The organism is Fervidicola ferrireducens (assembly GCF_001562425.1).
In the GTDB taxonomy this organism is placed as follows: Bacteria; Bacillota; Thermosediminibacteria; order Thermosediminibacterales; family Thermosediminibacteraceae; genus Fervidicola; species Fervidicola ferrireducens.
This window is the reverse complement of sequence record NZ_LOED01000001.1, coordinates 82616-106977: the sequence shown is the minus strand read 5'-3', so window position 1 is coordinate 106977 and position 24362 is coordinate 82616. Positions and strand designations below refer to the sequence as shown.

Here is a 24362-nt window from a genome sequence, read left to right as displayed (position 1 = left end):
AATTTTTCTAATGTATAATTTTAGACAAATATGTATAAAAAGTTCACAAAAGGAGGGTTTCTATGTCAAACAGCAGGGAAAACTGGGGTACAAAGCTTGGACTCATCCTTGCCATGGCCGGTAATGCTATAGGCCTCGGCAACTTCTAGCGGTTCCCATACCAGGTTGCCAAAAATGGCGGCGGCGCATTCATGCTCCCTTATTTCGGTGCCCTTTTGCTCATAGGCATACCTCTCATATATGTGGAATGGATGCAGGGCCGCTACGGCGGCAGGTACGGCCACGGCACCCTGGGATGCTCCACTTACCTTCTGGCAAAGGATAGGCTCGGACATTCCAACGCGGCCATTCTAGGTGCGATTCTTGGAATGATGGTGTTCGCCGTAACGACTCTGGTGAACTCATATTATATCCAAATAATAGGCTGGACTCTTGGTTACACCTATCTTTCCCTAACCGGCGGTTATATGGATGCATCCAAATCAACTGCGGAGATTTTCGTAAGTTATATCCAGAATCCCGTAATGTCACTTTTATTCTGGGTAATAGCTTTGGCGCTCCTGGCGTATGCGCTGAGCAAGGGCGTGCAGGGCGGTATTGAAGCATGGGCTAAAGTTATGATGCCGTTACTTTACGTTTTCGGACTAATCCTTATCGTAAGAACGTTGACCCTGGGAACGCCTGTAAATCCTGACTGGTCCCCCATAAAAGGCCTCGACTTTATATGGTCTCCCAAATGGGAGGAACTCAACTGGCAGGCGGCGCTGGCAGCGGCGGGCCAGATATTCTTCACCCTTTCGCTCGGCATGGGTATAGTCCAAAACTACGCTTCTTACATGAAGCCCGACGAAGATATTGTGCTCTCCGCCACGTCGATGGTATTTTTAAACGAATTTGCTGAAGTCATTCTGGGAGGCACCATCGCCATTCCAATAGCGTATACTTTCCTTGGACCCGAAGGCGTGGCAGGCGGCCCCGGGCTTTCGTTCATAGCTCTTCCCAACGTGTTTCGCATGATGCCTGCAGGCGGAATCTTCGGAGCCTTCTGGTTCCTGGTGCTGTTCTTTGCCGGTTACACTTCGGCCATCGCGATGTACAACTACCTCATAGCCATACTGGAAGAAGACCTCAAGGTACCGAGAAAGACGGCAGCTCTCTGGGTCTTCGCGTTCTACATCATTGTAGGTCTGCCTTCGGCTCTTGAGCCCATTTTGACCAAGACCGGTGACCTGGCATTCCTCAGCGAACTTGACAACTGGGTGGGATCTTACCTGCTGGTGGTCGTAGGTTTGTTAGAGGCTATAGTGGCAGGGTGGCTGTTTGGACCGGAAAAAGCTCTTGAGGAAATAAACAGGGGCAGTTGGTGGAAGGTGCCCTCTGGAGTTTTCACCCTGATGATAAAATACGTGACTCCGCTTGCAACCGGAATATTATTAGTGCTCTCGACCATTAGCTATATTCAGGCTGGTTATTTCAGATGGGTGCCCAGCTTTGTAGAAAATTCGCCCCAGCTGGTGCCCTGGGTGCAGGGCGCGCGGTTGCTGCTAGTAGGAATATTAATACTAGGCTTTGTAGAATCCTACTATTCGATTCAGAAAAATTACGGAAAAGCCCAGGCTCAAAAAGGCCTGAAAGCCTAAAGGAGGCGGTAGAATGTCGGGTGGAGCATTGTTTTTCCTGGTGTCTGCATGGGCATTCATCTTAATAGGTGTCTTTGTCACCATGAGCAATCTGGTGAAGCACCAGTCTAAATGAGGAGCTGCAAACTTGCAGCTCCTTTCTAGTGCGATTTATGCCAGCATCATGCGGTCTTCTGCGAATTTTTCCCCCTGGACCTCTTCGAATTTCTTTAAGAGCCTTTCGATGGTCATTGCGGCCTTTTCCTTACCCCTGATATCCAGCACTATTTTTCCGTGATGCATCATCAAAAGCCGGTTGCCCATCCTTATGGCGTCTTCCAGGTTATGGGTGACCATAATTGTCGTTATTTTTTCTTCCTTTACGATCCTTTCGGTCAAATCGTTGACTATTATTGCCGTTTTGGGGTCCAGGGCGCCGGTATGCTCGTCAAGCAACAAAATCCGCGGCTTTTTCATGGTGGCCATGATCAGCGTCAATGCCTGACGCTGTCCGCCTGAGAGGCTCTTGACTTTTTCGGCAAGGCGCTCTTCAAGGCCAAGGGAGATGTTGGAAAGGTATCTTTTGAAAATCTGACGTTTTTTAGCAGTGAGCCCCCATCTCAGGGAAATGTTGCAGGCCCTTGAATAAGCCAATGACAGGTTTTCTTCCACCGTCATGGAGGGAGAAGTTCCTAGCATGGGGTCCTGAAATACGCGTCCGATAAAAGCGGCCCTTTTGTATTCGGGGAGATTTGTTATATTCTTTCCGTCAAGATATATTTTTCCGCCGTCCACCGGAATAACTCCCGCTATGATGTTCAGCAATGTGGATTTTCCGGCACCGTTGCTGCCGATGACGGTGATGAAGTCCCCCTCATTTACTTCCAGAGAAAGGCCGTCAAAGACGCGATTTTCATTGGGGGTACCGGCGTTGAACGTTTTAGAGATGTTTTCCAGGACCAGCATGACTTTCTATCCCCTTTCCGAAGGAATAATTGACCCCCTCATGAAATTTTTGAACCTGGGGATTGTGAGGGCGATTACCACGACTACGGCTGTGAGAAGTTTCAGGTCAGAAGCTTGTGCCAGCCTGAAGGAAAGCACAAGGGAGATGCTGAAGCGGTATAAAATCGAGCCCAATATCACCCCGAGCGTACTGGTTAGTATGGACCTTTCGCCCAAAAGGGCATCGCCTATTATGACGGAAGCAAGCCCGGCTATTATTGTTCCGATTCCCATCCCCACGTCGGCAAAACCCTGATACTGGGCAACGATAGCACCGGAAAGCGCAATAAGCGCGTTCGAAATGCAAAGCCCTATAATTTTGGTTACGTTCGTATTTACCCCCTGGCTCCGGATCATTTGAGGATTATCGCCTGTAGCTCTGAGGCTCAAACCCAGCTGAGTTTTCAAAAACAAGACAAGCATGAGTTCTATCGCACCCGCGAAAAGAAGAAAGGTTACGAGGTAAATATACTCCAACGGGAAGACGGGAAACTGAACTTTTACAAATTCCTGTAAGCTCGTGAAAATGGTGGGCTCATTCAAAAGCGGTATGTTTGGCCGCCCCATTATCCTCAAGTTTATGGAGTATAAGGAAGTCATGGTAAGGATTCCGGACAAAAGTTCGCTTATTTTCGCACCGGTGTTCAAGATCCCGGTAATCAAGCCCGCAAGGGCCCCTGCGAGGATGGCGGCTGCCGTTGCCGTGAAAGGGCTGTGGCCACTTATGATTAGTGATGCGGCCACAGCCGCCCCCAGGGGGAAACTTCCGTCAACGGTGAGGTCGGCGAAATTAAGTATTTTCAAGGTAATGTAAACTCCAAGAGCCATTATGCCGAAAACAAGGCCCTGTTCTACGGATTTTAATAACATATTTTGCCACATCTAAGACACCTCAATTGAAAGAAAAATCATTTTTCTATTATTTCATCGGCTTTTGCCATTACGGCATCCGGTATCTTTATGCCCAGCCTTTCGGCGGCCTTTTTGTTAATTATGAGCTTATATTCCTTTGAACCCTCCACAGGTATTTCGGCGGGATTTTCACCCTTTAAAACTCGAGCGGCGATGGCGCCAGTCTGCTTTCCCAAAAGGTAATAATCGATTCCCAGCGTGGCGAGGGCACCGCCTTCCACCATGCCTCTTTCAGCAGCTATCACCGGGATTTTGGCATCGTTGCAGACCTTGACTACCGCGCCTATGGCAGAGGCAATGGTGTTGTCCGTAGGCGCATATATGGCATCTACTTTTCCGGAAAGGGACTGGACAGCCTGGTTTACTTCGCTGCTGCTGGCTACGGTTGCCTCATGGATGGTGAGATTAAGTTCTTCTGCCGCTTTTTTGGCCAAGTCCACCTGAACTTTGGAGTTGGCTTCGGCGGCGTTGTAAAGTATTCCCACGTTTTTCGCATCCGGGAGTATTTCTTTTAAAAGCTCGAGCTGTTCCTTCACGGGATTCATGTCAGTAGTCCCGGTTACGTTGGTTTCGGGTTTTTCAAGGCTTTTGACAAGGCCTGCAGCTACGGGGTCGGTTACTGCGGTTATTAGAATGGGTATATCTTTAGTTGCGTTGGCCGCTGCCTGGGCGGAAGGCGTGGCTATAGCCAAAATCATATCCACCTTTTCACCGACGAATTTGTTTGCTATGGTTTGAGCGGTTGGAAAATCGCCCTGAGCGTTTTCTATCACAAAGGTGACGTTTTTGCCTTCTTCAAAACCCGCTTCCTTCAAGCCATCGATGAATCCATCCCGCGCTGCATCCAGGGCCGGATGTTCTACAAACTGGGATATGCCGATTTTAAAAACTTTTTGCTCTGCTTTTTTTGGCCTCCGCATCCTGTAAGAAAAAGGGAAATGACGAGAAGAAATGCTAAAGAAATCACAAAAAGCTTTTTCATAAAAAATTACCCCCTTTTCTTTTTTATACGGTAAGTATGGGGGAGAAAAACAAAAAAACACTCGGTAAGAGTGTTTTAAAAACGTTCTCCTACCATACTACCGCCCTACCGTGATATTAATTTTGAATAATATTATATATTTCAAATCCGTTCGGTGTCAATACATTAGATTTAAAAACTCGGAATGGACCTGTGTCCAAGGCCTATTGCTACCTCGTTGAGGTTAAGGAACCCCACGCCGAAGAACATGGCGACGCATATATGTTCGCCGCACCTCGCCATGCCTATTTTTCCTCCTACGTTTAATCCCAGGGCCTTTTGCGTCACCTGAGAGAGGGCTTCTCTTGCCGCACCTATCAAAGCCCCCTCCTGCACGTGCTTTCCCTCTTCAATTACTCCTTCCCGTTTTGCGGCCACCAAAGTCCGCTCTATGATTTTTTTGATGGAGTTATTGAAATCTCCTCCGAAGTCGACGGCGGCCGTCCTGACGTGCATTTTCGAATATTTCTCCTTAAACTCCATTTCCTCTTCCCGGCTCGAAAGAGCCATCTTTATGGCGATTTTCGCCACATCGATGCTTTCCAAATCTCCCACCTCTTTGACTTTTTTAAAATTATTATAGCATGCCGTTGAGAATATTTCCTTATGTTTTTAAGTGGAATGAGTTCATTATTTTTTGTAAAATGAAATGGGTGATAGTATGGGCGAAACAATTTGTTTTGCGGTGAAGACCAAAGACAGAGTTGGTATGGCCCTCGACATTTTAAAAATACTCTATAGGCATGGTATAAACCTGAAGGCCATGGAAGTGGCACCCGGATTAGCCTTTTTGAAAATAGAAAAGGCCGAAGGCCTTTCTTTCGACTTTTTGAAGGAGCAGCTGCTTCAGGAAAAAGATGTGTTGGAAGTTGAAAGGATAAAAATGATGCCGCAGGAGAAAAAGGAAAGAGAAATAAAGGCCGTTTTGGATGCCACGGTTGAAGGCATAATCGCCATCGACAAGAACGGCATAATTACTGCGTTCAACCCAGCGGCGGAGAAAATACTAAGAATCAAGGCTAAAGAAGCCATCGGCAGGCCTGTGGCGGAGATACTCGCGCCGGACATACCTATGTTGAGGACTTTGCAGACGGGAGAAAGTTACGACAACGTGGAAATCGTTTTGAACAACCAAAAGACCAAAAGTCACTATATAACCTCGGGACGTCCCATCCTGGACCAGGACGGCAATCCTGTAGGAGTTGTGGCGTCGCTTCAGGATATTGAAAACGTGATGGAACTCGTATATTCCTTTGCCCAGCCGGCGATGATAACCTTCGAGGAAATTCTCGGGGAAAGCGAGAAGATGAGAAGGGTAAAGGAGATAGCCAAGATTGCTGCGAAAGGAAATTCTACCGTGCTAATAAGAGGCGAAAGCGGGACGGGCAAGGAACTTTTCGCCCGTTCCATTCACATGGCAAGCCCGAGGAAGAATAAACCCTTCGTCGCCGTAAACTGTGCTGCAATTCCGGATACGCTTCTAGAGAGCGAACTTTTCGGCTACGAGGAAGGCGCTTTTACGGGGGCGAAAAAAGGCGGAAAGCAGGGGCTTTTTAAATATGCCGACAAGGGTACTCTTTTTCTGGACGAGATAGGTGAGCTTTCCACCTACCTGCAGGTGAAGCTCCTTCGGGTGCTCCAGGAGGGTAAAATTAGGCTGGTAGGCGGGAACGAAGAAATCCCCGTGGACGTTCGCATCATTGCCGCGACCAACAGAAACTTAGAAAAGCTCATGAAGGAGGGCCAGTTCAGGGAGGACCTTTATTACAGGCTAAACGTCATTCCCATTTTCATACCGCCCCTCAGGGAACGGAAGGAAGACATTCCGATTTTAGCGAGGCATTTAATAAAGAAGCTGAGCCAGAAGGTGGGGAAAAGGATTAACGATATAAGCTCCGAAGCAATGAAAAAACTTATGGAGTATGACTGGCCCGGAAACGTGAGGGAGCTTTCAAACGTGATAGAAAGGGCCATAAACCTGTGCGACGAAGAAGTCATCGGAGTCGAACATTTAGTATTAAAAGAAGAAGAATTGAGCGACTCGCTTTACGTCAGAAAGCCGTGCGGTAAAACGCCCTGTAAGAATCTGAAAGAAGTGGTGGAGGAAGCCGAAAAAAGGGCCATACTAGATGCTCTCTCGAAGTCGAAAAGCATAAGGGAAGCCGCAAAGCTGCTTGGGGTGACCCATGCTACCGTCTTGAACAAGATGAGAAGTTACGGGATAAAGAAAGAAACCCGTTGGTCGGAGGAAATGGTAAAATAATTGACCAAAGGTAATATTTTTAACCGGCAAAAGCGACAGAATGGTAAAAAAATTTACCGAAAAGGCCTAAATCCGGCCCCGGAAGCGATGGTACGGTTTTTGCGAGAGAGTTTTGTGTAGAAAATCACTCGGGAGGGAGTTTTTTATGGGTTTTAACACAAAGGCCATTCACGCCGGACAAAAGCATGACCCGGTGACCGGGGCCCACGTTACGCCGATTTACCAGACTTCGACCTTCGTTTTTGAAAACGTCGACCAGGGTGCGAGGCGCTTCGCCGGTGAAGAAGAAGGTTATATTTACACCAGGCTAGGCAATCCCACCGTCACGGAACTGGAAGAAAAAATGGCGGTTTTGGAAGGCGGTGAGGCGGCTATAGCCACCGCTTCCGGCATGGCGGCCATTTCTACGGTGCTCTTTACCCTGCTAAAGCAGGGGGAACACATCGTAGCCAACGACACCCTTTACGGGTGCACCCACAGCTTTTTGAGCCATATAGCTCCCAAATACGGGATAGAGGTTACGTTTACTGACCTTTCTGACCTTTCGAATCTCGAAAAAGCCATTAAGCCCAATACCAAAGTGGTATATGTGGAAACTCCGGCCAACCCCACGTTAAAGCTGGTGGACCTCAAGGGGACGGCAGAAATAGCCCACAGGGCGGGTGCGAGGGTGGTCGTCGACAACACCTTTATGACGCCGTACCTGCAAAGGCCCATCGAGCACGGGGTTGACATTGTGGTCCACAGCGCCACCAAGTATATAGGCGGCCACGGCGATGTAATTGCGGGTATAATCGTCGGACCGAAGGATTTGATAACCGAAATGAAGATGCCGTATCTTAAGGATATCGGGGGAGTAATCAGCCCCTTTGATGCATGGCTCCTTTTGAGGGGGATAAAAACTCTAGGCCTTAGGATGGACCGCCACTGCCAGAATGCTCAGAAGGTGGCGGAATATTTGGAGAACCATCCGATGATAGAAAAGGTATACTACCCAGGGCTTCCTTCCCACCCGCAGCATGAGCTGGCCAAAAGGCAGATGGATGGCTTCGGCGGAATGATAAGTTTCGAACTCAAAGGCGGAATAGAGGCAGGCAAGGTCTTAATGAACAGCGTTAAATTGATAACCCTTGCGGTGAGTTTGGGATGCGTGGATTCCTTGATTCAGCATCCGGCTTCAATGACGCATTCTCCCGTGCCGAGAGAGGAAAGGTTGAAAGCTGGTATTACCGACGGCCTCGTGAGGCTTTCCGTCGGCATTGAAGATGTTGAGGATATAATTGCGGATTTGGACCAGGCTTTGAAGAAGGTTCAGGAAAGCTTGCAAGCTTAATTTTTCTAAATCTAGAAAGGAGATGTAGATGAAGAAAAGAGAAAACCCGCTTGCACTCTTGCCCCTTTTGATATTCCTTGCAATTTTTTTGGGCAGCGGCCTTTATTTCAACAGCAAGGGCGTCGAGTTTGCCTTCTATCAGCTTCCATCCCCGGTAGCGGCTATGGCGGGGATTGTAGTTGCGTTTGCCATATTCAAAGGTTCACTGGATAAGAAAATGGACAGCTTCATTAAAGGCGTGGGTGATTCCAACATCATAATAATGTGCATGATTTACCTGCTTGCCGGTGCATTTTCTACAGTGGCCGAAGCCATGGGAGGAGTGGATTCAACCGTCAACTTCGGCCTGTCGGTAATTCCGCCGAATATGATACTGCCGGGACTGTTTTTGATAGCAGCCTTTGTTTCCACCGCTATGGGAACGTCCATGGGAACGATAGCTGCAATAGGTCCGATTGCCGTAGACATGGCCATAAAAGCTCAGATACCTTTGCCAATTGCTATGGGCACCGTGGTGGGCGGCGCCATGTTTGGCGACAACCTTTCGATGATTTCGGATACCACCATAGCGGCTACACGCACTCAGGGTTGCGAGATGAAGGATAAGTTCATAATGAACTTTAAAATAGCCTTGCCTGCGGCACTGCTGTCGATAGTTATACTTGCACTTTCCGGGATAGCGGGAAATATACCACAGGGATTGGAATACAATTTTGTAAAGATATTGCCTTATGTATTCGTGCTTGTGCTGGCATTGATGGGACTTAACGTGTTTCTCGTGCTTTTGATTGGTCTTGTTATGGCCGGTGCTATAGGCCTTGCCGATGGAAGCTTCACTTTGCTTGATTTTACTAAAAAAGTGTATGAAGGCTTCGGCTCCATGCAAGAGATATTCATCCTCTCGCTCTTGATAGGCGGCCTTGCGGCGATGATTGCAGAAGAAGGCGGTATAGATTACCTGTTAAACTTGATCAGCCGAAAAATCAAGAGCCGCAAAGGGGCTGAGCTGGGCATAAGTGCCCTTGTATCGGTTGCGGATATTTGTACGGCCAACAACACCGTTGCGATAGTAATAACGGGCCCGATGGCAAAAAAATTGGCTGAGGAAAACGGCGTCGACCCGAGGAGGAGCGCCAGCCTGCTCGACATATTTTCCTGCGTGTGGCAGGGCATCATCCCTTACGGAGCCCAGCTTCTCTTGGCCGGCAGCATAGCGAAACTGTCGCCGGTAGAGATTATACCGTATCTTTATTACCCGTACCTTCTCGGATTATTTACCCTGGCGGCGATAGCCTTTGATTTTCCCAAAGCGGCGAGGAAGCCGGTTAGTTAATCATGCTGCTTTTTAAGACCGTCGATAAAAGTTGGCGGTCTTTTTGTATTTTCAAAAAGCAACTTTAGCACGGGCTTATCTCTTTGTGATGCAAAGTATGCTATAATAAAAATATGTCTAAAAATTACCGGAAGGAGCAAGGGAGAAGGAAATGATGGAGCTCAGGGATTACCACGTTCACCTGGAACAAGGACCTTACACAGTAGAGTGGGTGAAAAAATTTTTAGAAGAAGGTAAAAAAAGGTCTGTAGAGGAAATCGGCTTTTCGGAACACTGCTACAGGTTTTACCAGGCAAAGCATCTTTGGAGAAGTGACGGGCCGAGAGGAAGATGGCACGAGGAAAGGGCAACTAAAGATATCGAGGAGTACATCAAACTCGTGGAAGATGCAAAAAAGCAGGGTTTTCCGATAAAGCTCGGCATTGAAGTGGACTATATTCCGGAATGGGAAGATGAAATAAAGTATTTTGTTTCGTTTTACCCCTTTGACTATGTGATCGGGGCGGTTCACTGGCTGGGTGACTTTGGATTTGACAATCCGGATTTTATGAGCGAATGGGAATCAAGGGACATTTATAAAACCTATATCGAGTATTTCGAGGTGCTGACAAACGCGATATTTTCAGGGATTTTTGATATAATTGCCCATATTGATGTAATAAAAGTTTTCGGTCATAAAACCGAAAAGGACCTTTCTCCGATATACCAAAAAGTAGCAAAAGCCATGCAAAAGTCGAAGGTTTGCGCGGAAGTCAGCACTGCTGGTCTCAGGAAGCCGGTGGGAGAGATTTACCCATCGCCGGACATCATGATTCAACTCAAAAACTACGAAATTCCTTTAATCATAAACTCCGATGCTCACCGGCCGGAAGATGTGGGAAGGGATTTTGACAAAGCTTTGGAATACGTAAGGTCTTTCGGTTTTAAAAATCTATGCTATTTCGAAAAAAGGAAAAGTTTTTTTTACAAAATATAAAAGAGGCGGTATAAATGTTTCATGTCGTGCTGGTAGAACCGGAAATACCTCAAAATACCGGAAATATCGCCCGCACCTGCGCGGCGACCGGGGCGGTGCTCCATCTTGTAGGCCCGCTTGGATTTTCTCTGGAAGACAAATACCTCAAAAGGGCGGGGCTTGATTACTGGCATTTGGTGGATGTAAGATATTACGAAAATTATAGAGAGTTTGAGGAGAAAAACCCCGGTATTTCGGCTTACTTTCTCACGACGAAAGCTGAAAAATGTTATGCGGATGTGCAATACGAGCCGGGTACCTATCTTGTTTTCGGAAAGGAAACGGCGGGCCTTCCTTTGGAACTCTTAAAAGCCAACTGGGAAAGATGCGTAAGGATACCCATGCTGGAAGAAGCCAGGTCTTTGAACCTTTCAAATTCCGTCGCCATAGTGCTTTATGAAGCGTTAAGGCAGAACGATTTCAAAGGGTTGAAAATCAAGGGTCCCTCGTCGAAATGAGAAAAATTAAGCTTTGGCGGTGAAGTTATGCTTCAAATAGGGCAAAAAGTTGAAATGGAAATAACGGGAATGGCTCATGAAGGACAGGGAGTAGGGAGAGTTAATGGCCTTGCAGTCTTTGTCGAAGGAGCTTTAAAAGGCGAGAAGGTCCTTGCAAGGATAGAGAAGGTATCTAAAAATTACGCCATTGCACGGGTGGAAAAGATTATCGTGCCATCGCCCGAAAGGGTTGAACTGCCATGCCCTTATGCGGAAAAATGCGGCGGGTGCTCGCTGCAGCACCTTTCGTACAAAGGACAGCTTGATTTTAAGACTCAAAAAGTCAAGGACAATTTGGAGAGGATAGGGCATATACATACTACGGTGCTCGAAACTATAGGAATGGACATTCCATTTAAATACAGAAACAAGGCACAGTATCCGGTGGGGAAAAAGGATGGCCGGGCTGTACTTGGATTTTACAAAAAAAGGAGCCATGAACTCGTGCCGATAAGAAGCTGTCTGATACAGCATGATTTTAGCTGGCAAGTGGCGGAGCTGGTCGGAAAATGGGTGGAAAAATATCAAATACCAGTTTACGATGAGGTAAAGCATGAAGGTCTTTTAAGGCACGTAATAACAAGGATTGGGGCAAAGACCGGTGAAGTTATGGTTGTACTAGTAATTAATGGAAGAAAAATTCCTCGTTTAAAAGAGCTTATCGGTGCTTTGGAGAAAAATATAGAGGGACTTACAAGCGTTTATTTGAACATAAACACGAAGAAGACAAATGTGATTTTGGGCGAAGAAAACATACTGGTATACGGAAAGCCTTATATAATGGATTTTATCGGTGAAATTAAATTCACCCTTTCTCCCAACTCCTTTTTCCAGGTAAATCCGGTACAGGTGGAGGTGCTTTACAGCAAAGCTTTGGAATTCTCGGCCCTTACCGGCGAAGAGACGGTTATCGATGCCTACTGCGGTATAGGCACCATAACACTTTTTTTGGCAAGAAAGGCAAAGAAGGTTTACGGCATAGAATTAGTTTCCGATGCGGTAAAAGATGCCCGAAAAAACGCCCGGTTAAACGGAATCGAGAATGTGGAATTCATAGAGGGAGCGGCGGAAGAAGTAATGCCCCGGCTACTGACGCAGGGTGTCGGGGCCGACGTTATAGTTATGGACCCTCCGAGAAGGGGGTGTGAAGAAGGGCTGCTGGAGGCTGCTGTCGAGATGAATCCTTCCCGGATGGTGTACGTTTCATGCAACCCGGCCACACTTGCCAGGGACCTGCGTTTCCTGGAAGACAGGGGCTATAAAACCGAACTGGTGCAGCCCGTAGACATGTTCCCTTTCACCCATCACGTGGAGTGCGTGGCGTTGATTAGAAGGAGAGTTTGAGTGTAAAAGGAGTTGTGATATAATATTAGAACAAATTATTCAATCGGGAGGGGGACATATGCCACTACCGCCTTTTCTGGCGTCGGTAGGGAAAAACGACCCTGATTTTGGGAAGGCCATTGAAGACGTATATTCTTTGGCCATGGGAGAGGGGGCGCTGGACCAGAAGACGAAGCTCTTGATTGCGCTGGCTGTGGATGCCGCCCATGGAGCAACTCAAGGGGTAACGAACATAGCAAAGCAGTTGAGGAGCATGGGAGTGACGGATGAAGAGATAAGAGAGGCGATTCGGATAGCTTATTTTGCCTTCGGAAATTCCATTTTGGCTTCGTATTCTGCGGCTTTTCCTGAAGGTAAGTAAGGTTGGTATGTAAACCAATAATGGGCTCTGTGCGAGGTGATATCGCGCGGAGCTTTTTATTTTGTATACAAAATTCAGCAAAATTTTGTATTGACACAAACACAAAAAGTGTGGTAAAATTCTGCTCAACATATTTGTTAATTTTAAATTATATTTTTAGGCTATTGCAAAACTATGCTCCCATAAAAAACTAAAAAAGTCCCTATACCTGTCTGGGCCTCAAATTTGACAGATTATGGAATATGTTTTGCTCTAGTTTAAAAGCTCAATTGAAAAAAGCAAAAAACACCCCCTGGGCTTGATTGCAATTTTAAGCAACAATTCCCCGAAGTGACCTTACCTTGTCATGCTTATTCGCTCTTAATGCGACTAAAGCAACAACATTCTGAGCAATTGTAGCTAAAACAAGCTCACAATAAGCACTTCGAAAATCAATTACAGTAAGACATCCGAGCATTAATGGAAGTTTTAGAAAAATGGGGGAGCGCGAGGGGGCAATAATCCCCCTCAATTTATTTAGGGGATACACGGACCCCCTCGCTCCGATATTTACAATCGTTGCGTGGTATGCTATCATAATGGTATGAAGAAGGAAGCTTGGAAATCAGCTGGGACAGCAGTTTACAACATCAACTACCACTTTGTATGGTCAACAAAGTACCGCCGTAAGGTATTGTTCCCACCAATAGACGAAACCTTGAAGGAAGCAATTACTGCTCTCTGTAACGAACATGGCTACGAGTTGCTGGCTTTGGAGGTCATGCCCGACCACGTACACATTTTTCTTTCCGCCCCTCCCAAAATAGCTCCAGCAGTAATCGCCAAGGTGCTGAAAGGTTCCACGGCCCGCACTCTTTTTGTGAAACATCCGGAACTCAAAAAGAAGCTCTGGGACGGTCATCTGTGGAATCCAAGCTACTACGTGGGCACAGCTGGAGAGGTCTCTAGTGATACTATCAGGCGGTACATCGAAGCTCAAAAAACAGAGGGAAGAGGTGATTGAGTGCCGCTAATCACACTCAAAGCCCAAATCCATGCGGACCCGCAGATTGAAGCCGTTCTAAAGGATGCCATGTTCTGTGCCACCAAGGTCTACAACGGTCTTCTGTGGCATCTTAGAAAAGAGTACAAAGAAGCCGGAAGGGTAAATATTTCTCGAAAGAACCTCAACCGCATCTTAAAAGAGCTGCCCAGGGCCAAAGGGTACTACTCGATGTCAGTCCAGCTCACCCGGGACGAAGTACGGGAAGCGTATAAGTCTTTCTTTACTCTCAAGAAAAAGGGTCTTACGCGGCATGAAGCTCCCGGCTTCCGCCGGAAGAACTGTCTTTCTCCGCTCAAGTATGTACAGAGCGGGTTCAGGGTAGATGGAGACAAGGTCACACTGAGCCTGGGCACCAGCCGGGAAGACGATGTAAAACAGGTCACTTTCCGCATATCTCACCGTCTTGATGTTGAATACGAACGGGTGCGGGAACTCTCCATTGCCTACGACAAGGTTTCCGGGCGCTGTGAGGCCCGTCTGGTGGTGGAAGTCAAGGCCCGTGAAAACAACGGGACGGGAAGGGTAGCGGTAGACCTCGGGGAGACGGTTCTTATGGCCTGTGCCTTTGACGATGGTACGGTAACGCTTTACTCCGGCAGGCTGATCAAAGCCGTAAGGCGGTACTGGCAGAAGGTGCGGGCCAGTCTCAAGCAGAACTCCCGTAGGTGGAAGGAGATAGCGCATCGGGAAAAGAAACAAGTGGAGCACCTGTTGCACATAGCCACCTCCCATTTTATTGCGGAATGCGTACGGCGGGGCGTAAAGGAGATAGCCATTGGGGATCTCAACGGGATCCGTGAGAGTATTGATCATGGGAAACGGTTGAACCAGCGGTTGCATGCGTGGCCGTACCGGAAGCTGATCAACATGCTGAAGTATAAGGGTGCTCTAGCGGGAATCATAGTCCGTGACGATGTAGAAGAGAAGAGCACGTCCATTACCTGCCACGCCTGCGGCAAGGTCATGTCTTCCAACCGGAGACACCGGGGTTTGTATGTATGTTCCTGTGGTTGGAAGGCACAGGCAGACGTAAACGGTGCCCTAAACATCTACGAGAGGGCGTACCAGGTATCTCCCGTGGAGGGGAGTAGTGGCCGTGTGGCGCGGCCTGCGGTCGTGTCATTCCTCTTGGGATGGCACGGCGTCGCTGAACCGAAGCGCGGGAATAAAGCCCTGCGTGCATCCGCTTGAGGATGCCCCTCAAATTTATTGAGGGGAGGACGTCACGGTTTATTTCATTTAAACCATCGAGAAAGGATTTAGTAGAAAAATACGGCCAAGCGTATGCCGCTGATGCAGATAAGATGGCTTACGACGGACCTTTCATTATAAAGGAATGGAAACACGAACAGGAGATTGTGCTCGAGAAAAACCCGAACTACTGGAACAAAGACAAAATAAAATTGGATAAAGTTCGGATTCTTATCATCAACGACGCGAATACCGCCTATCAGATGTTCGAGAACGGTGAGCTCGACTTCGTGGATGTGCCGACTCCGCTGGTAGAACAGATGCAAAAAGAAGGTAAGGGCCTCACCTACATGGATAGCTTCGAATATTTCATCAGGTTCAACATGAAAAAAGAAGGCAAACCTTATCTTGCCAACGAAAACTTCAGAAAAGCTATTGGCTTTGCTATAGACAGAGAAAGTTATATAAATATGGCATTTAAAGGTATTTCCAAGCCGGCGACAAGATACATCCCGCCGACGATTTCCGGCCTCGAGAAAAAATTCGCAGAAGAGTTCCCGTACGAATTTTATCCGAAAAATGCGGACGTTGCAAAGGCCAAGGAGTTCTTGGGCAAAGCCATGAAAGAACTCGGGATTTCCGATCCCTCTAAGATTAGCATCGAACTGATGGTGGACGACAGCTCCGGCACGAAGGATGGCGTGGAAGCCATACAGGACATGCTCGTGAGAAATTTAGGCATAAAAGTAGATATAAAGATAGTCACCTTCAAGGAAAGGCTCCAGCGGATGAGGAGTGGTGATTACGAAGTGATGATAACCCGCTGGGGACCGGACTATGACGACCCCATGACTTACCTTGATTACTGGACGATAAGTGAAGGCATGATAAATAGCGGGTGGACCGACGAAAAATACAACGAACTCTGCAACGCCGCTAAAAACACGTCGGATTTTGCAAAGAGGAACGAGATAATGTTCGAAGCGGAAAAATACCTCCTGGAAAAAGGTGCGGTTGTCCCACTTTACTTTAGGGAGAGGTTATGGGTGAAAAAAGACTACGTTCAGGGCCTTGTGAGGACCTTTGCCAGCGGTTCGGATCCGGATTTCATATATGCATCGGTGGAGGGTAAATGACATGTTCCGGGGAAATTCCCGGAACTTTTTTTATTGATTAAGGCAATAGCTTTTCAATATGGGATAGAAATGATTAATTTCCCTTGCGGCAGTTATTCTAGTATAATCATCAACTGGAAATACCTTTTGTGATAGGGGGAACAATCGTGGAAAAAAATCTTATAGTTGAATCGGTACGCAAGAAAGCTGAAGGATATTTTGCCCGAGGAGAATTTTTTTGTTCGGAGGCGGTGGTTCACACAATCAATGAGCTGCTCGGCTGGCCCTTCCCTGAAGAAGTGGTAAAAATGGCATCGGGATTTCCGATAGGACTTGGAAAATCGGGATGCCTTTGCGGTGCGGTCAGCGGCGGCGCTATGGCTCTGGGGATGGCTTACGGCAGAAAACACGGCGAAACCATGAATGAGAAAATGTTTCAAATGTCCGCGGCTCTACACGACCATATCAAAAATATGTATAAAAGCACCTGCTGTCGCGTCCTCGTCAAAGACTACGAATTTTCCAGCCCCGAAAGGAAGGCGCATTGCGTAAAAATCACGGGTGAAGTTGCGGCATGGATAGCTGAAAAGCTGCTCGAAGATCCCGAAATTGCCCCTAGAATTAATGAGGCCTTTAATTAAATTTAACGCCGGTGAGAACAATGGACAGGATAATTAAGAATGTACCTATTCCGATAGCTGGCCTCATGCTCGGTTTAGCTGTAGCGGGAAACTTGGTGGCGCAGTACGGTAGTGTATATAAAAACATTTTCGGATTTCTGTCGGCAGTTATTCTCGTTTTAGTTGTTGCAAAAATAATAATGGTGCCGAAGTCGGTGCTAGAAAATTTTGAAAACCCGGCGGTTGCCGGCGTGATGCCTACTTTTTCCATGGGGATAGTGATATTGGCAACATATATAAAAGATTACCTTTACGAAGCAGCATATTTATTGTGGTTTTCGGGTTTATGTCTGCACCTCGTCATGATGTATTTTTTCACGAAAAAGTACATTTTGAACTTTAAAATAGAAAAAGTTTTCCCAAGCTGTTTTGTAGTTTATGTGGGGATAGTTTGCGGAAGCGTAACTTCCCCAGCGTTCGGCTTCATCAGCCTGGGCCGGTTCTTGTTCTGGTTCGGATTTATCGCTTACTTGATTTTGCTTCCGTTGATATTGTATAGGGTTTTGGTTATAAAAAGACTGCCGGAACCGGCATTTCCGACGATTGCTATACTTTCGGCACCGGCTAGTTTATGCCTTGCGGGTTACCTTAATTCGTTTCAGGATAAAAATATGGCTATGGTTGTTTTTTTAAGTTTGCTGTCGCTATTTATGTTCATTTTTGTATTATTGTATATCCCTAAAATACTGAAATTAAAATTTTACCCCAGTTATTCTGCTTTGACCTTTCCATTTGTCATCACAGCCATTGCCATAAAGGGTGCATATACATTTTTGGCAAAAATCGTAAATATACATCCGTTTTTGTATCTGGCCAAATTTATGGAATTCTGGGCTATAACGATGATCCTTTACGTATTTATAAGATACGCAATTTTCATTTTTTCCGAACCGGATATTAGAAGAACGTAATAAGTATGATAAAATCCTCTCACCCGCATTTTTTAAGCGGGTGAGTTTTTTGTTATTTGAAAAAGATTTAACAGGATAAATTGCATTTTCCAGTAAGCGGTGATAACATAGTAGCTGAAGAACAATCGAGGAGGTTTTGTGCTTGCGGCTCAGTCAGCTCAATACCACTTATCTTCACGCGAAAAGGTATAGAGAAATAATAAACGTAATAGTCAAGTACGGTTTCGGATTTCTGGTGGAAAAGGTGGGACTCGTTCGCTTGATTAAAAGAGAAAAGTACCGGGAGCTCGGGAGATTGACGGCTCCGGAAAGAGTGAGGTTGATGCTGGAAGAACTGGGGCCGACTTTCATCAAGTTCGGTCAGATCCTGGCGAGCAGACCAGATTTAATTCCTCAGGATTACATAGAAGAACTAAAAAAGCTGCACGACAGAATCCCCGGCGTCGGTTTCGAGAGTATAAAGAGGCAGGTTGAAAAGGAATTGGGAAAGGCGATAGAAGAGGTTTATTCTTTTTTTGACCCCCATCCCTTCGCCGCTGCCTCGATAGCTCAGGTCCACAGGGCTATGTTAAAGGGCGGGCAGGAGGTGGTGGTAAAGATACAGAGGCCGGGTATAGAAAGGATAATCAGGGCGGACCTGGATATCCTGCATAACCTGGCAAAGCTTGCCGAGAAACATATACCCGAAAGCCGCTTATACGATCCGGTAGGTCTGGTGTCGGAATTTGCCAGGGCCATGCAGAAAGAACTTGACTTTACAAAAGAAGCATGGAACGTTGAAAAGTTCAGACGAAATTTCGAAGGTGACATAAGCGTTTACGTGCCGAAAGTATTTTGGGAATACACTACCCGAAAGGTCCTGACCATTGAATACGTTAAAGGCGTTAGAGTTGACCAGATAGATAAGATTTCAAAAACGGGGATTTCCAAAAAGAAGATAGCGGAAAACGGTGCAAGGGCAATATTAAAGCAGATTTTCGTGCACGGATTTTTCCATGCGGATCCTCACCCCGGCAATATATTGGTGCGGCCGGACGGCAGTATAGCATTTATCGACTTCGGAATGGTGGGCAGGATAGACCGCAGTACCATGAGAAAGATGGCTGAAATAATGCTGGGAGTCATAAGTAAAGATGAGGAGAGAATCGTGAATCTCCTCCTGGAGATCGGGGCTTCCGAGAAACGGGGTAATTTGGAGGAATTAATGCTCGAGGTGCAAGATATTCTTGACCGGTATTACGGTAAAACCTTGAAGGAAATAAATATGCCGGAGCTCATCAACGAAATTTTCCTTACCGCCGGAAGACATGGTATAAAAATACCTTCGAAATTTGCGCTGCTTTGCAAAGCCATATTGACCATTGATGGTATTGGAAGACAGCTTTATCCAGAATTCGATTTTATAAAAGTGGCGAAGCCCTTTGTAAGGCAACTTTTTAGGGAAAGATATAATCCAAAGTATTTTACAAAGGATATCAGGAAAAATATAACAAATATTATGCGATCCTCTGCCATTTTGCCTGACCTGATTGATGAAATTTACAATAAAGTGAAGAGAGAAAGTATAAAAATTGATTTTGAGTACAACGGCCTTGAAAAATTTGCATTCGAGCTCAACCGAATGGCCAATAGAATGGTATTCAGCCTGATAGTGGCATCGCTGATAGTGGGTTCATCGCTAGTTGTCCGGGCTGGGATAGGCCCTACCGTCGGAGGAATGCCTTTGATGGGAATATTGGGGTTTGTCCTTGCCGGTTTGTTGGGGCTGGGATTGTTGATTTCCATATTGAAAACAGGTATAATGTGAGAAAATTGTATGATGGAGGAAGGAAGTATGAATAAAAAAAGATGCAGAGCATTTTTACTCGTTTTGGTTATTTTACTTACTTCTTTGCCTGTGCTGACGGCTAAAGCTGCTGGACAGGAAAGCTCTGCCGAGGCAGAACTTATAATGAGCATTGTTGACTTCATCAACGACAATTTCGCCGGCGAAGTGGACAATGTGAAATTAATCCAGGGGGCCATTCGGGGGATGGTGGAATCGCTGGGTGATCCGTATTCCGAATATTTAACTCCGGAAGAATTAAAAGAGTTTCAGACGGAAGCTAAGGGGAGTTTCGGCGGCATAGGGATAGTCATAACATCCAGAGATAATTTTGCCACTGTAGTTTCGGTAATTGATGATTCTCCCGCTGCTAGAGCCGGTATGATGCCTGGGGATAGGATAGTGGAGATTGATGGAAAGGACGTGAAAAACTTAAGCACTTCGGAAATAGCATCTCTCTTGAGAGGTGCTGTGGGGACTAAAGTGAGCGTAGGCGTTCAAAGAGAAGGTAAAATATTGAAATTTGTTATGACCCGGGAAATAATTACGATAAATCCCGTAGTTTTCAGTATTTTGGAAAAGGACATAGGATACATAAAGATTAGCGAGTTTAACGAGAATACAGCGGTAAACGTAAAAAAGGCCCTGGATTTTTTTGAAAAAAACAATGTGCGAGGAATCATTCTTGATTTAAGAAATAATCCAGGCGGAATCCTTCAGCAGGCCGTGAAAGTAGCAGAATATTTTGTTCCCAAAGGGCCGATTGTAAAGGTGGTTTTTAAAAACGGCAGAACCATAGTATACAATTCCGAATCGGGGCCTTTGCCTTTTAAGCTGGTGGTACTTGTCAATGGCGGTTCGGCCAGCGCTTCTGAAATAGTGGCCGGGGCCATAAAGGACAGAAAATCGGGGATACTAATAGGTGAGAAGACTTTCGGCAAGGCCACCGTCCAGCAAATTGTCGACCTGGGCCCCTTTGGCGGCATAAAGATAACAGTAGGAAGGTATGTTACTCCCGGGGGGGTCGATATAAATAAAAGCGGCATATCCCCCGACATAGAAGTAAAGCAGGCAATGGGCGTTGGCGGAGGACAGCATGATTTGCAGCTTGAAAGGGCTTTGGAAATCTTAAGGAAGCTCATGAGCAGGAAGATGGATAATGCTGCATGAAAGACCGGCAATTAAAGCCGGTTTTTCGTTTGCTTATCCGTGTTTGCTGACGAAATTTGGAGAAAAATAGGGGAACAGTTTGTACAATCATTTTAATTTGAATTTGCTTTGAGAAAATTCAGGTTGTACAATGTACACCGGATGCAATTATAATGGAGGCTCCTTTTGTCTTTACATGAAGAAATTCTAAGATGGGAGGACAACAAATGGATCAATTGTTCTATGGTCTTAAAGCTTTGAGTTTTTCTCAAATAGTCATGTTTATAATCGGCGGCATACTTATCTATCTTGCGATTAAAAAAGAATACGAACCAATGCTTCTTTTACCCATCGGTTTTGGCGCGATACTTGCAAATATACCTTTTTCATCGGCAATAGGAGAAGAAGGCTTTTTGACACTGCTTTTTAAAAGCGGTATTCTCACTGAGCTCTTCCCTATCTTGATATTCATCGCCGTGGGGGCTATGATCGATTTTACTCCCCTTTTGCAGCAACCTTTCATGCTTTTCTTCGGTGCCGCGGCTCAGTTCGGGATATTTTTTACCATGGCCATGGCGGCGCTATTCGGTTTCGACCTGAAGGAAGCTGCTTCCATTGGAATAATCGGGGCGGCGGACGGGCCGACTTCCATTTACGTTGCGACTAAATTTGCAAGACACTTGCTGGCTCCTATTTCCGTTGCAGCTTATTCTTACATGTCGCTGGTCCCCATTATTCAGCCGCCGGTTATCAAACTGCTTACGACGCCTGCCGAAAGAAGAATTCACATGAGGCCAGAATTCAACGTTAAGATTTCGAAAACCGTACAAATCCTTTTCCCTATAGTAATAACCATAATTACAGGAATACTCGCTCCTATCAGCGTGGCGCTAGTCGGTTCACTGATGTTCGGCAATTTAATAAGGGTTTCGGGCGTTCTGGACAGGCTTTCCAAAGCGGCACAGAATGAACTTGCCAACCTCGTTACGCTGCTTTTGGGAATTACTATCGGTTCTACGATGACCGCAGAACAGTTCTTAAACCCTTCGACGTTATTGATAATTGCAATGGGTCTTGTGGCATTTATTTTTGACACTGCAGGTGGTGTTATTTTCGCAAAAATCCTTAATCTTTTCCTGAAAGATAAAATCAATCCTATGGTCGGAGCGGCCGGCATATCCGCCTTTCCCATGTCGGCAAGGGTAATTCAGAAAATAGCCCAGCAGGAAGACCCTTCTAATTTTGTGCTTATGCAAGCGGTCGGGGCTAACGTGGCGGGACAGATAGGTTCGATCATAGCCGGGGGTCTAATACTCACGCTGGTAAAATAGAGGAAGGAGTGAAAAGGGGTGGATGTATTTTTTGAGGCAATAAAAATCATGGTTCAGGGCATGACGGGAATATTCTTGGCGATATCGCTTTTTTATATTATAATAAAACTCATGGTGAGAATCTTTCCTGAAGAAAAGTGAAGCGTTCGTAATGAACGCTTTTTTGTTGGGGGGTAATCAATGGGAGAAGTATACGTTTTCGGACACAGAAATCCCGATACCGATTCGATTTGCTCCGCCATAGCATACAGCGAATTTAAAAACCTGACTGAAAAAGAAGATAGTTACGTGCCGGTGAGGCTGGGGTCCGTTAACAGGGAAACCCAGTTCGTGCTGGAATATTTTAGTGTACCCGTGCCCGCCTTGATGGAGAATGTTTACACCCAGGTATCCGATATAAATTTTGATGGACCGGTTAATATCAATAAAAATGCTTCTATGTTTGAAGCCTGGAAGGAAATTATAAATAAGAATGTCAGGACGATAAATATCGTCGATGATGACGGAAAGTTTCACGGGCTTGCGACGCTGGGGGATGTCGCGAAGGTCTATTTGGAGTCTTCCTCGGGTTTTTCAAAATACGAAGTGCCGGTGATGAATTTTGTAAAGACCTTAAACGGTGAGGTTCTCGTATCGAAAAAAGAAGAGATTTTTAGCGGGAATATAATAGTGGCCGCCATGCAAATGGATGATATTCGAAGACGAATAAAAAAAGGCGATTTATTGATTGTGGGCAACAGAAAAGAAGTCCAGCTCATGGCTGTCAAAAGCGGCATAAAAGTGCTGATTGTCACCGGAGGGCACGATGTTGAGGATGATGTGCTGGCGGCGGCAAGGGAAAATGATGCCATGGTAATAAAGGTGCCCTACGACACTTTCGATACGGTGAAATTGATAAATCAAAGCATTCCGGTAAGATATATAATGAAAACCGAAGATGTGGTAAGCTTTAGGCTGGATGATACCATCGATGATGTTAAGGAAACGATGTTGAAATACAAATACAGAAATTTTCCGGTTCTCGACAGTCAAAAAAGGCCTGTGGGTATGCTGGCAAGACACCACATATTGAACTATTCCAGGAAAAAAGTCATACTGGTAGACCACAACGAAAAATCCCAGTCGGCGGAAGGCATAGAACAGGCGGATATCCTTGAAATCATCGACCACCACCGGATAGGTTGTCCGGAGACCGAACAGCCCATAGTTTTTATCAACCGGCCTGTGGGCTGTACCGCGACTATAATCTTAGACAGCTACGAGAAAAGAAATATCGTTCCCTCGAAAGAAATAGCGGGCCTGATGTGTGCCGCAATACTGTCCGATACCCTTATGTTCAAATCTCCCACCTGCACATCTGAGGATGTAAGGGCGGCCAAACTCCTTGCCGGAATAGCGGGCATAGAAATTGAGAAATTTGGGAAAACCATGTTTGAAGCTGGGACATCCCTTGAAGGGAAAACCGAAGAGGAGATATTTTTTACTGATTTTAAAGAGTTTAGAATAGGAGACTACAAGTTCGGTGTAAGTCAGGTGAATATTTTTTATAATAGCCCGGAACCCCTCAAAAATCGCCTGATAGAATTTATGGAAAAAATGCGAAGCGAAGAAGAATACGACTTCCTGCTCCTCATGTTGACGGATATAATAAATGAGGTTTCCGAGTTTCTATTTGTAGGTAATCACAGGGAATTAATTAAAATGGCTTTCGGCGTGGATGTTGAAGGGAACAGCTTTATACTGTCCGGTGTTGTTTCCAGGAAAAAGCAGGTTATTCCGAAAATTATATCGGCAATAAATTCCATATCCTAATTCGAAAGCGAACCGATTACTACGTATAAGTCGTCATTGTCAATTGAATGTAATATTTCAAGGCCAGCTTGCTTCATGAAATTGGCTACTTCCTGAGCGGACGGGAGCAGATCATGGGACACAGGAAAACCTGTCATTCGGTGGATGGAATTTATCTTTTCCCGGCTCTCCGAATGGCATATGGTCAGTTTGCCTCCTGCGGCTAATAAGGAGGCGGCTTTTTTTATGCATTTTTGTTTGTGTTGTATATGAGGAAATACCGAGTAAAAAATGATAGTGTCAAATTTACCTTGATATTCAAAATCCATAAAATCTGCGTGTACAAATTTTACATTGGGGAAAGAATCTTCAGGGAATTTTGCCCGAGCTATTTCCAGCATTTTTTCAGCAATGTCTATCCCGATAATTTCGCCAGAAGACCCGGTTTTTTCAATTAAATACGGGATGAGCACCCCGGTGCCGCAGCCTACATCAAGGATTTTAAATCCCTTGGAGATTTCCATAAGCTCTAATATAAACCTTACCTTTTCAGAAGGATGAAATACTTTCTCATCCCATATAGAGGCCATGTCGTTGAAAAATTGACGCAGAGATTCCAAT

Annotated in this window: 22 protein-coding genes and 1 pseudogene; 18 read left to right on the top strand and 5 right to left on the bottom strand. The window is 45.8% G+C overall.

The window, feature by feature from the left end:
* The first annotated feature begins 62 nt into the window (after positions 1–62).
* Positions 63–1640 (top strand): annotated as a pseudogene (locus AN618_RS00475) (sodium:neurotransmitter symporter family protein).
* A 150-nt stretch (positions 1641–1790) separates the two neighbouring features.
* Here the strand turns inward: AN618_RS00475 and AN618_RS00470 are convergent.
* From AN618_RS00470 to AN618_RS00455, 4 genes are all read right to left on the bottom strand, one after another.
* Positions 1791–2585 carry an ABC transporter ATP-binding protein gene (locus AN618_RS00470; RefSeq protein WP_066350729.1) on the bottom strand — a complete coding sequence of 265 codons (795 nt, stop codon included), beginning with the start codon at positions 2583–2585 and terminating at the stop codon, positions 1791–1793.
* A gap of 6 nt (positions 2586–2591) precedes the next feature.
* A complete protein-coding gene (locus tag AN618_RS00465) occupies positions 2592–3506 on the bottom strand; it encodes an ABC transporter permease (RefSeq protein ID WP_066350724.1) in 915 nt (304 codons plus the stop codon).
* A gap of 26 nt (positions 3507–3532) precedes the next feature.
* Positions 3533–4456 carry an ABC transporter substrate-binding protein gene (locus tag AN618_RS00460; protein WP_157081584.1) on the bottom strand — a complete coding sequence of 308 codons (924 nt, stop codon included), beginning with the start codon at positions 4454–4456 and terminating at the stop codon, positions 3533–3535.
* Positions 4457–4689: 233 nt separating this feature from the next.
* Positions 4690–5112 (bottom strand): HutP family protein, encoded by a 423-nt coding sequence (locus AN618_RS00455; protein WP_157081583.1) that lies wholly within the window; start codon positions 5110–5112, stop codon positions 4690–4692.
* 106 nt (positions 5113–5218) lie between these two features.
* Between AN618_RS00455 and AN618_RS00450 the strand changes: the two genes are divergently transcribed.
* The 17 genes from AN618_RS00450 (at position 5219) to AN618_RS00375 (ending at position 23762) form a co-directional block, all read left to right on the top strand.
* Positions 5219–6820, top strand: a complete 1602-nt coding sequence (locus tag AN618_RS00450) for a sigma 54-interacting transcriptional regulator (RefSeq protein ID WP_066350721.1) — start codon at positions 5219–5221, stop codon at positions 6818–6820.
* 145 nt (positions 6821–6965) lie between these two features.
* Positions 6966–8153, top strand: a complete 1188-nt coding sequence (gene megL / locus AN618_RS00445; RefSeq protein ID WP_066350720.1) for a methionine gamma-lyase — start codon at positions 6966–6968, stop codon at positions 8151–8153.
* A gap of 28 nt (positions 8154–8181) precedes the next feature.
* Complete coding sequence (locus AN618_RS00440) at positions 8182–9486, top strand: Na+/H+ antiporter NhaC family protein (RefSeq protein WP_066350718.1); 1305 nt, start codon at positions 8182–8184, stop codon at positions 9484–9486.
* Positions 9487–9637: 151 nt separating this feature from the next.
* Positions 9638–10462, top strand: coding sequence for a histidinol-phosphatase (locus AN618_RS00435; RefSeq protein WP_245628319.1), 825 nt, complete (start codon positions 9638–9640; stop codon positions 10460–10462).
* A gap of 14 nt (positions 10463–10476) precedes the next feature.
* Positions 10477–10959: a tRNA (uridine(34)/cytosine(34)/5-carboxymethylaminomethyluridine(34)-2'-O)-methyltransferase TrmL gene (gene trmL / locus AN618_RS00430; RefSeq protein WP_066350712.1), complete on the top strand. Its 483-nt coding sequence runs from the start codon at positions 10477–10479 to the stop codon at positions 10957–10959.
* Positions 10960–10986: 27 nt separating this feature from the next.
* Positions 10987–12342, top strand: a complete 1356-nt coding sequence (gene rlmD, locus AN618_RS00425) for a 23S rRNA (uracil(1939)-C(5))-methyltransferase RlmD (protein WP_066350708.1) — start codon at positions 10987–10989, stop codon at positions 12340–12342.
* Between the two features lie 58 nt (positions 12343–12400).
* Positions 12401–12703, top strand: coding sequence for a carboxymuconolactone decarboxylase family protein (locus AN618_RS00420; protein ID WP_066350707.1), 303 nt, complete (start codon positions 12401–12403; stop codon positions 12701–12703).
* A 583-nt stretch (positions 12704–13286) separates the two neighbouring features.
* A complete protein-coding gene (tnpA, locus tag AN618_RS00415; protein WP_066350705.1) occupies positions 13287–13706 on the top strand; it encodes an IS200/IS605 family transposase in 420 nt (139 codons plus the stop codon).
* On the top strand, positions 13707–14939 hold the full coding sequence (locus tag AN618_RS00410; RefSeq protein ID WP_066350704.1) for an RNA-guided endonuclease InsQ/TnpB family protein: 1233 nt from the start codon (positions 13707–13709) through the stop codon (positions 14937–14939).
* Positions 14940–14941: 2 nt separating this feature from the next.
* A complete protein-coding gene (locus AN618_RS00405; RefSeq protein WP_066350702.1) occupies positions 14942–16075 on the top strand; it encodes a peptide ABC transporter substrate-binding protein in 1134 nt (377 codons plus the stop codon).
* Positions 16076–16221: 146 nt separating this feature from the next.
* The gene (locus tag AN618_RS00400; RefSeq protein ID WP_066350701.1) at positions 16222–16695 is read left to right on the top strand and encodes a C-GCAxxG-C-C family protein; all 474 of its coding nucleotides are present in this window, start codon (positions 16222–16224) and stop codon (positions 16693–16695) included.
* 20 nt (positions 16696–16715) lie between these two features.
* A complete protein-coding gene (locus tag AN618_RS00395; RefSeq protein ID WP_066350700.1) occupies positions 16716–17645 on the top strand; it encodes a TDT family transporter in 930 nt (309 codons plus the stop codon).
* Positions 17646–17787: 142 nt separating this feature from the next.
* Entirely contained in the window at positions 17788–19452 is a 1665-nt protein-coding gene (gene ubiB, locus AN618_RS00390; protein WP_066350698.1) for a 2-polyprenylphenol 6-hydroxylase, read from the top strand.
* Positions 19453–19479: 27 nt separating this feature from the next.
* Positions 19480–20640: a S41 family peptidase gene (locus AN618_RS00385; protein ID WP_066350696.1), complete on the top strand. Its 1161-nt coding sequence runs from the start codon at positions 19480–19482 to the stop codon at positions 20638–20640.
* Positions 20641–20846: 206 nt separating this feature from the next.
* On the top strand, positions 20847–21950 hold the full coding sequence (locus AN618_RS00380; protein WP_066350690.1) for a sodium ion-translocating decarboxylase subunit beta: 1104 nt from the start codon (positions 20847–20849) through the stop codon (positions 21948–21950).
* An 18-nt stretch (positions 21951–21968) separates the two neighbouring features.
* Positions 21969–22091: an OadG-related small transporter subunit gene (locus AN618_RS13845; protein WP_281176769.1), complete on the top strand. Its 123-nt coding sequence runs from the start codon at positions 21969–21971 to the stop codon at positions 22089–22091.
* Positions 22092–22130: 39 nt separating this feature from the next.
* Entirely contained in the window at positions 22131–23762 is a 1632-nt protein-coding gene (locus tag AN618_RS00375) for a putative manganese-dependent inorganic diphosphatase (protein ID WP_066350678.1), read from the top strand.
* On the opposite strand, the gene AN618_RS00370 is transcribed toward AN618_RS00375, so the two are convergent.
* The gene (locus tag AN618_RS00370; protein ID WP_066350677.1) at positions 23759–24361 is read right to left on the bottom strand and encodes a class I SAM-dependent methyltransferase; all 603 of its coding nucleotides are present in this window, start codon (positions 24359–24361) and stop codon (positions 23759–23761) included. The genes AN618_RS00375 and AN618_RS00370 overlap by 4 nt on opposite strands.
* Between the last annotated feature and the right edge of the window lies 1 nt (position 24362).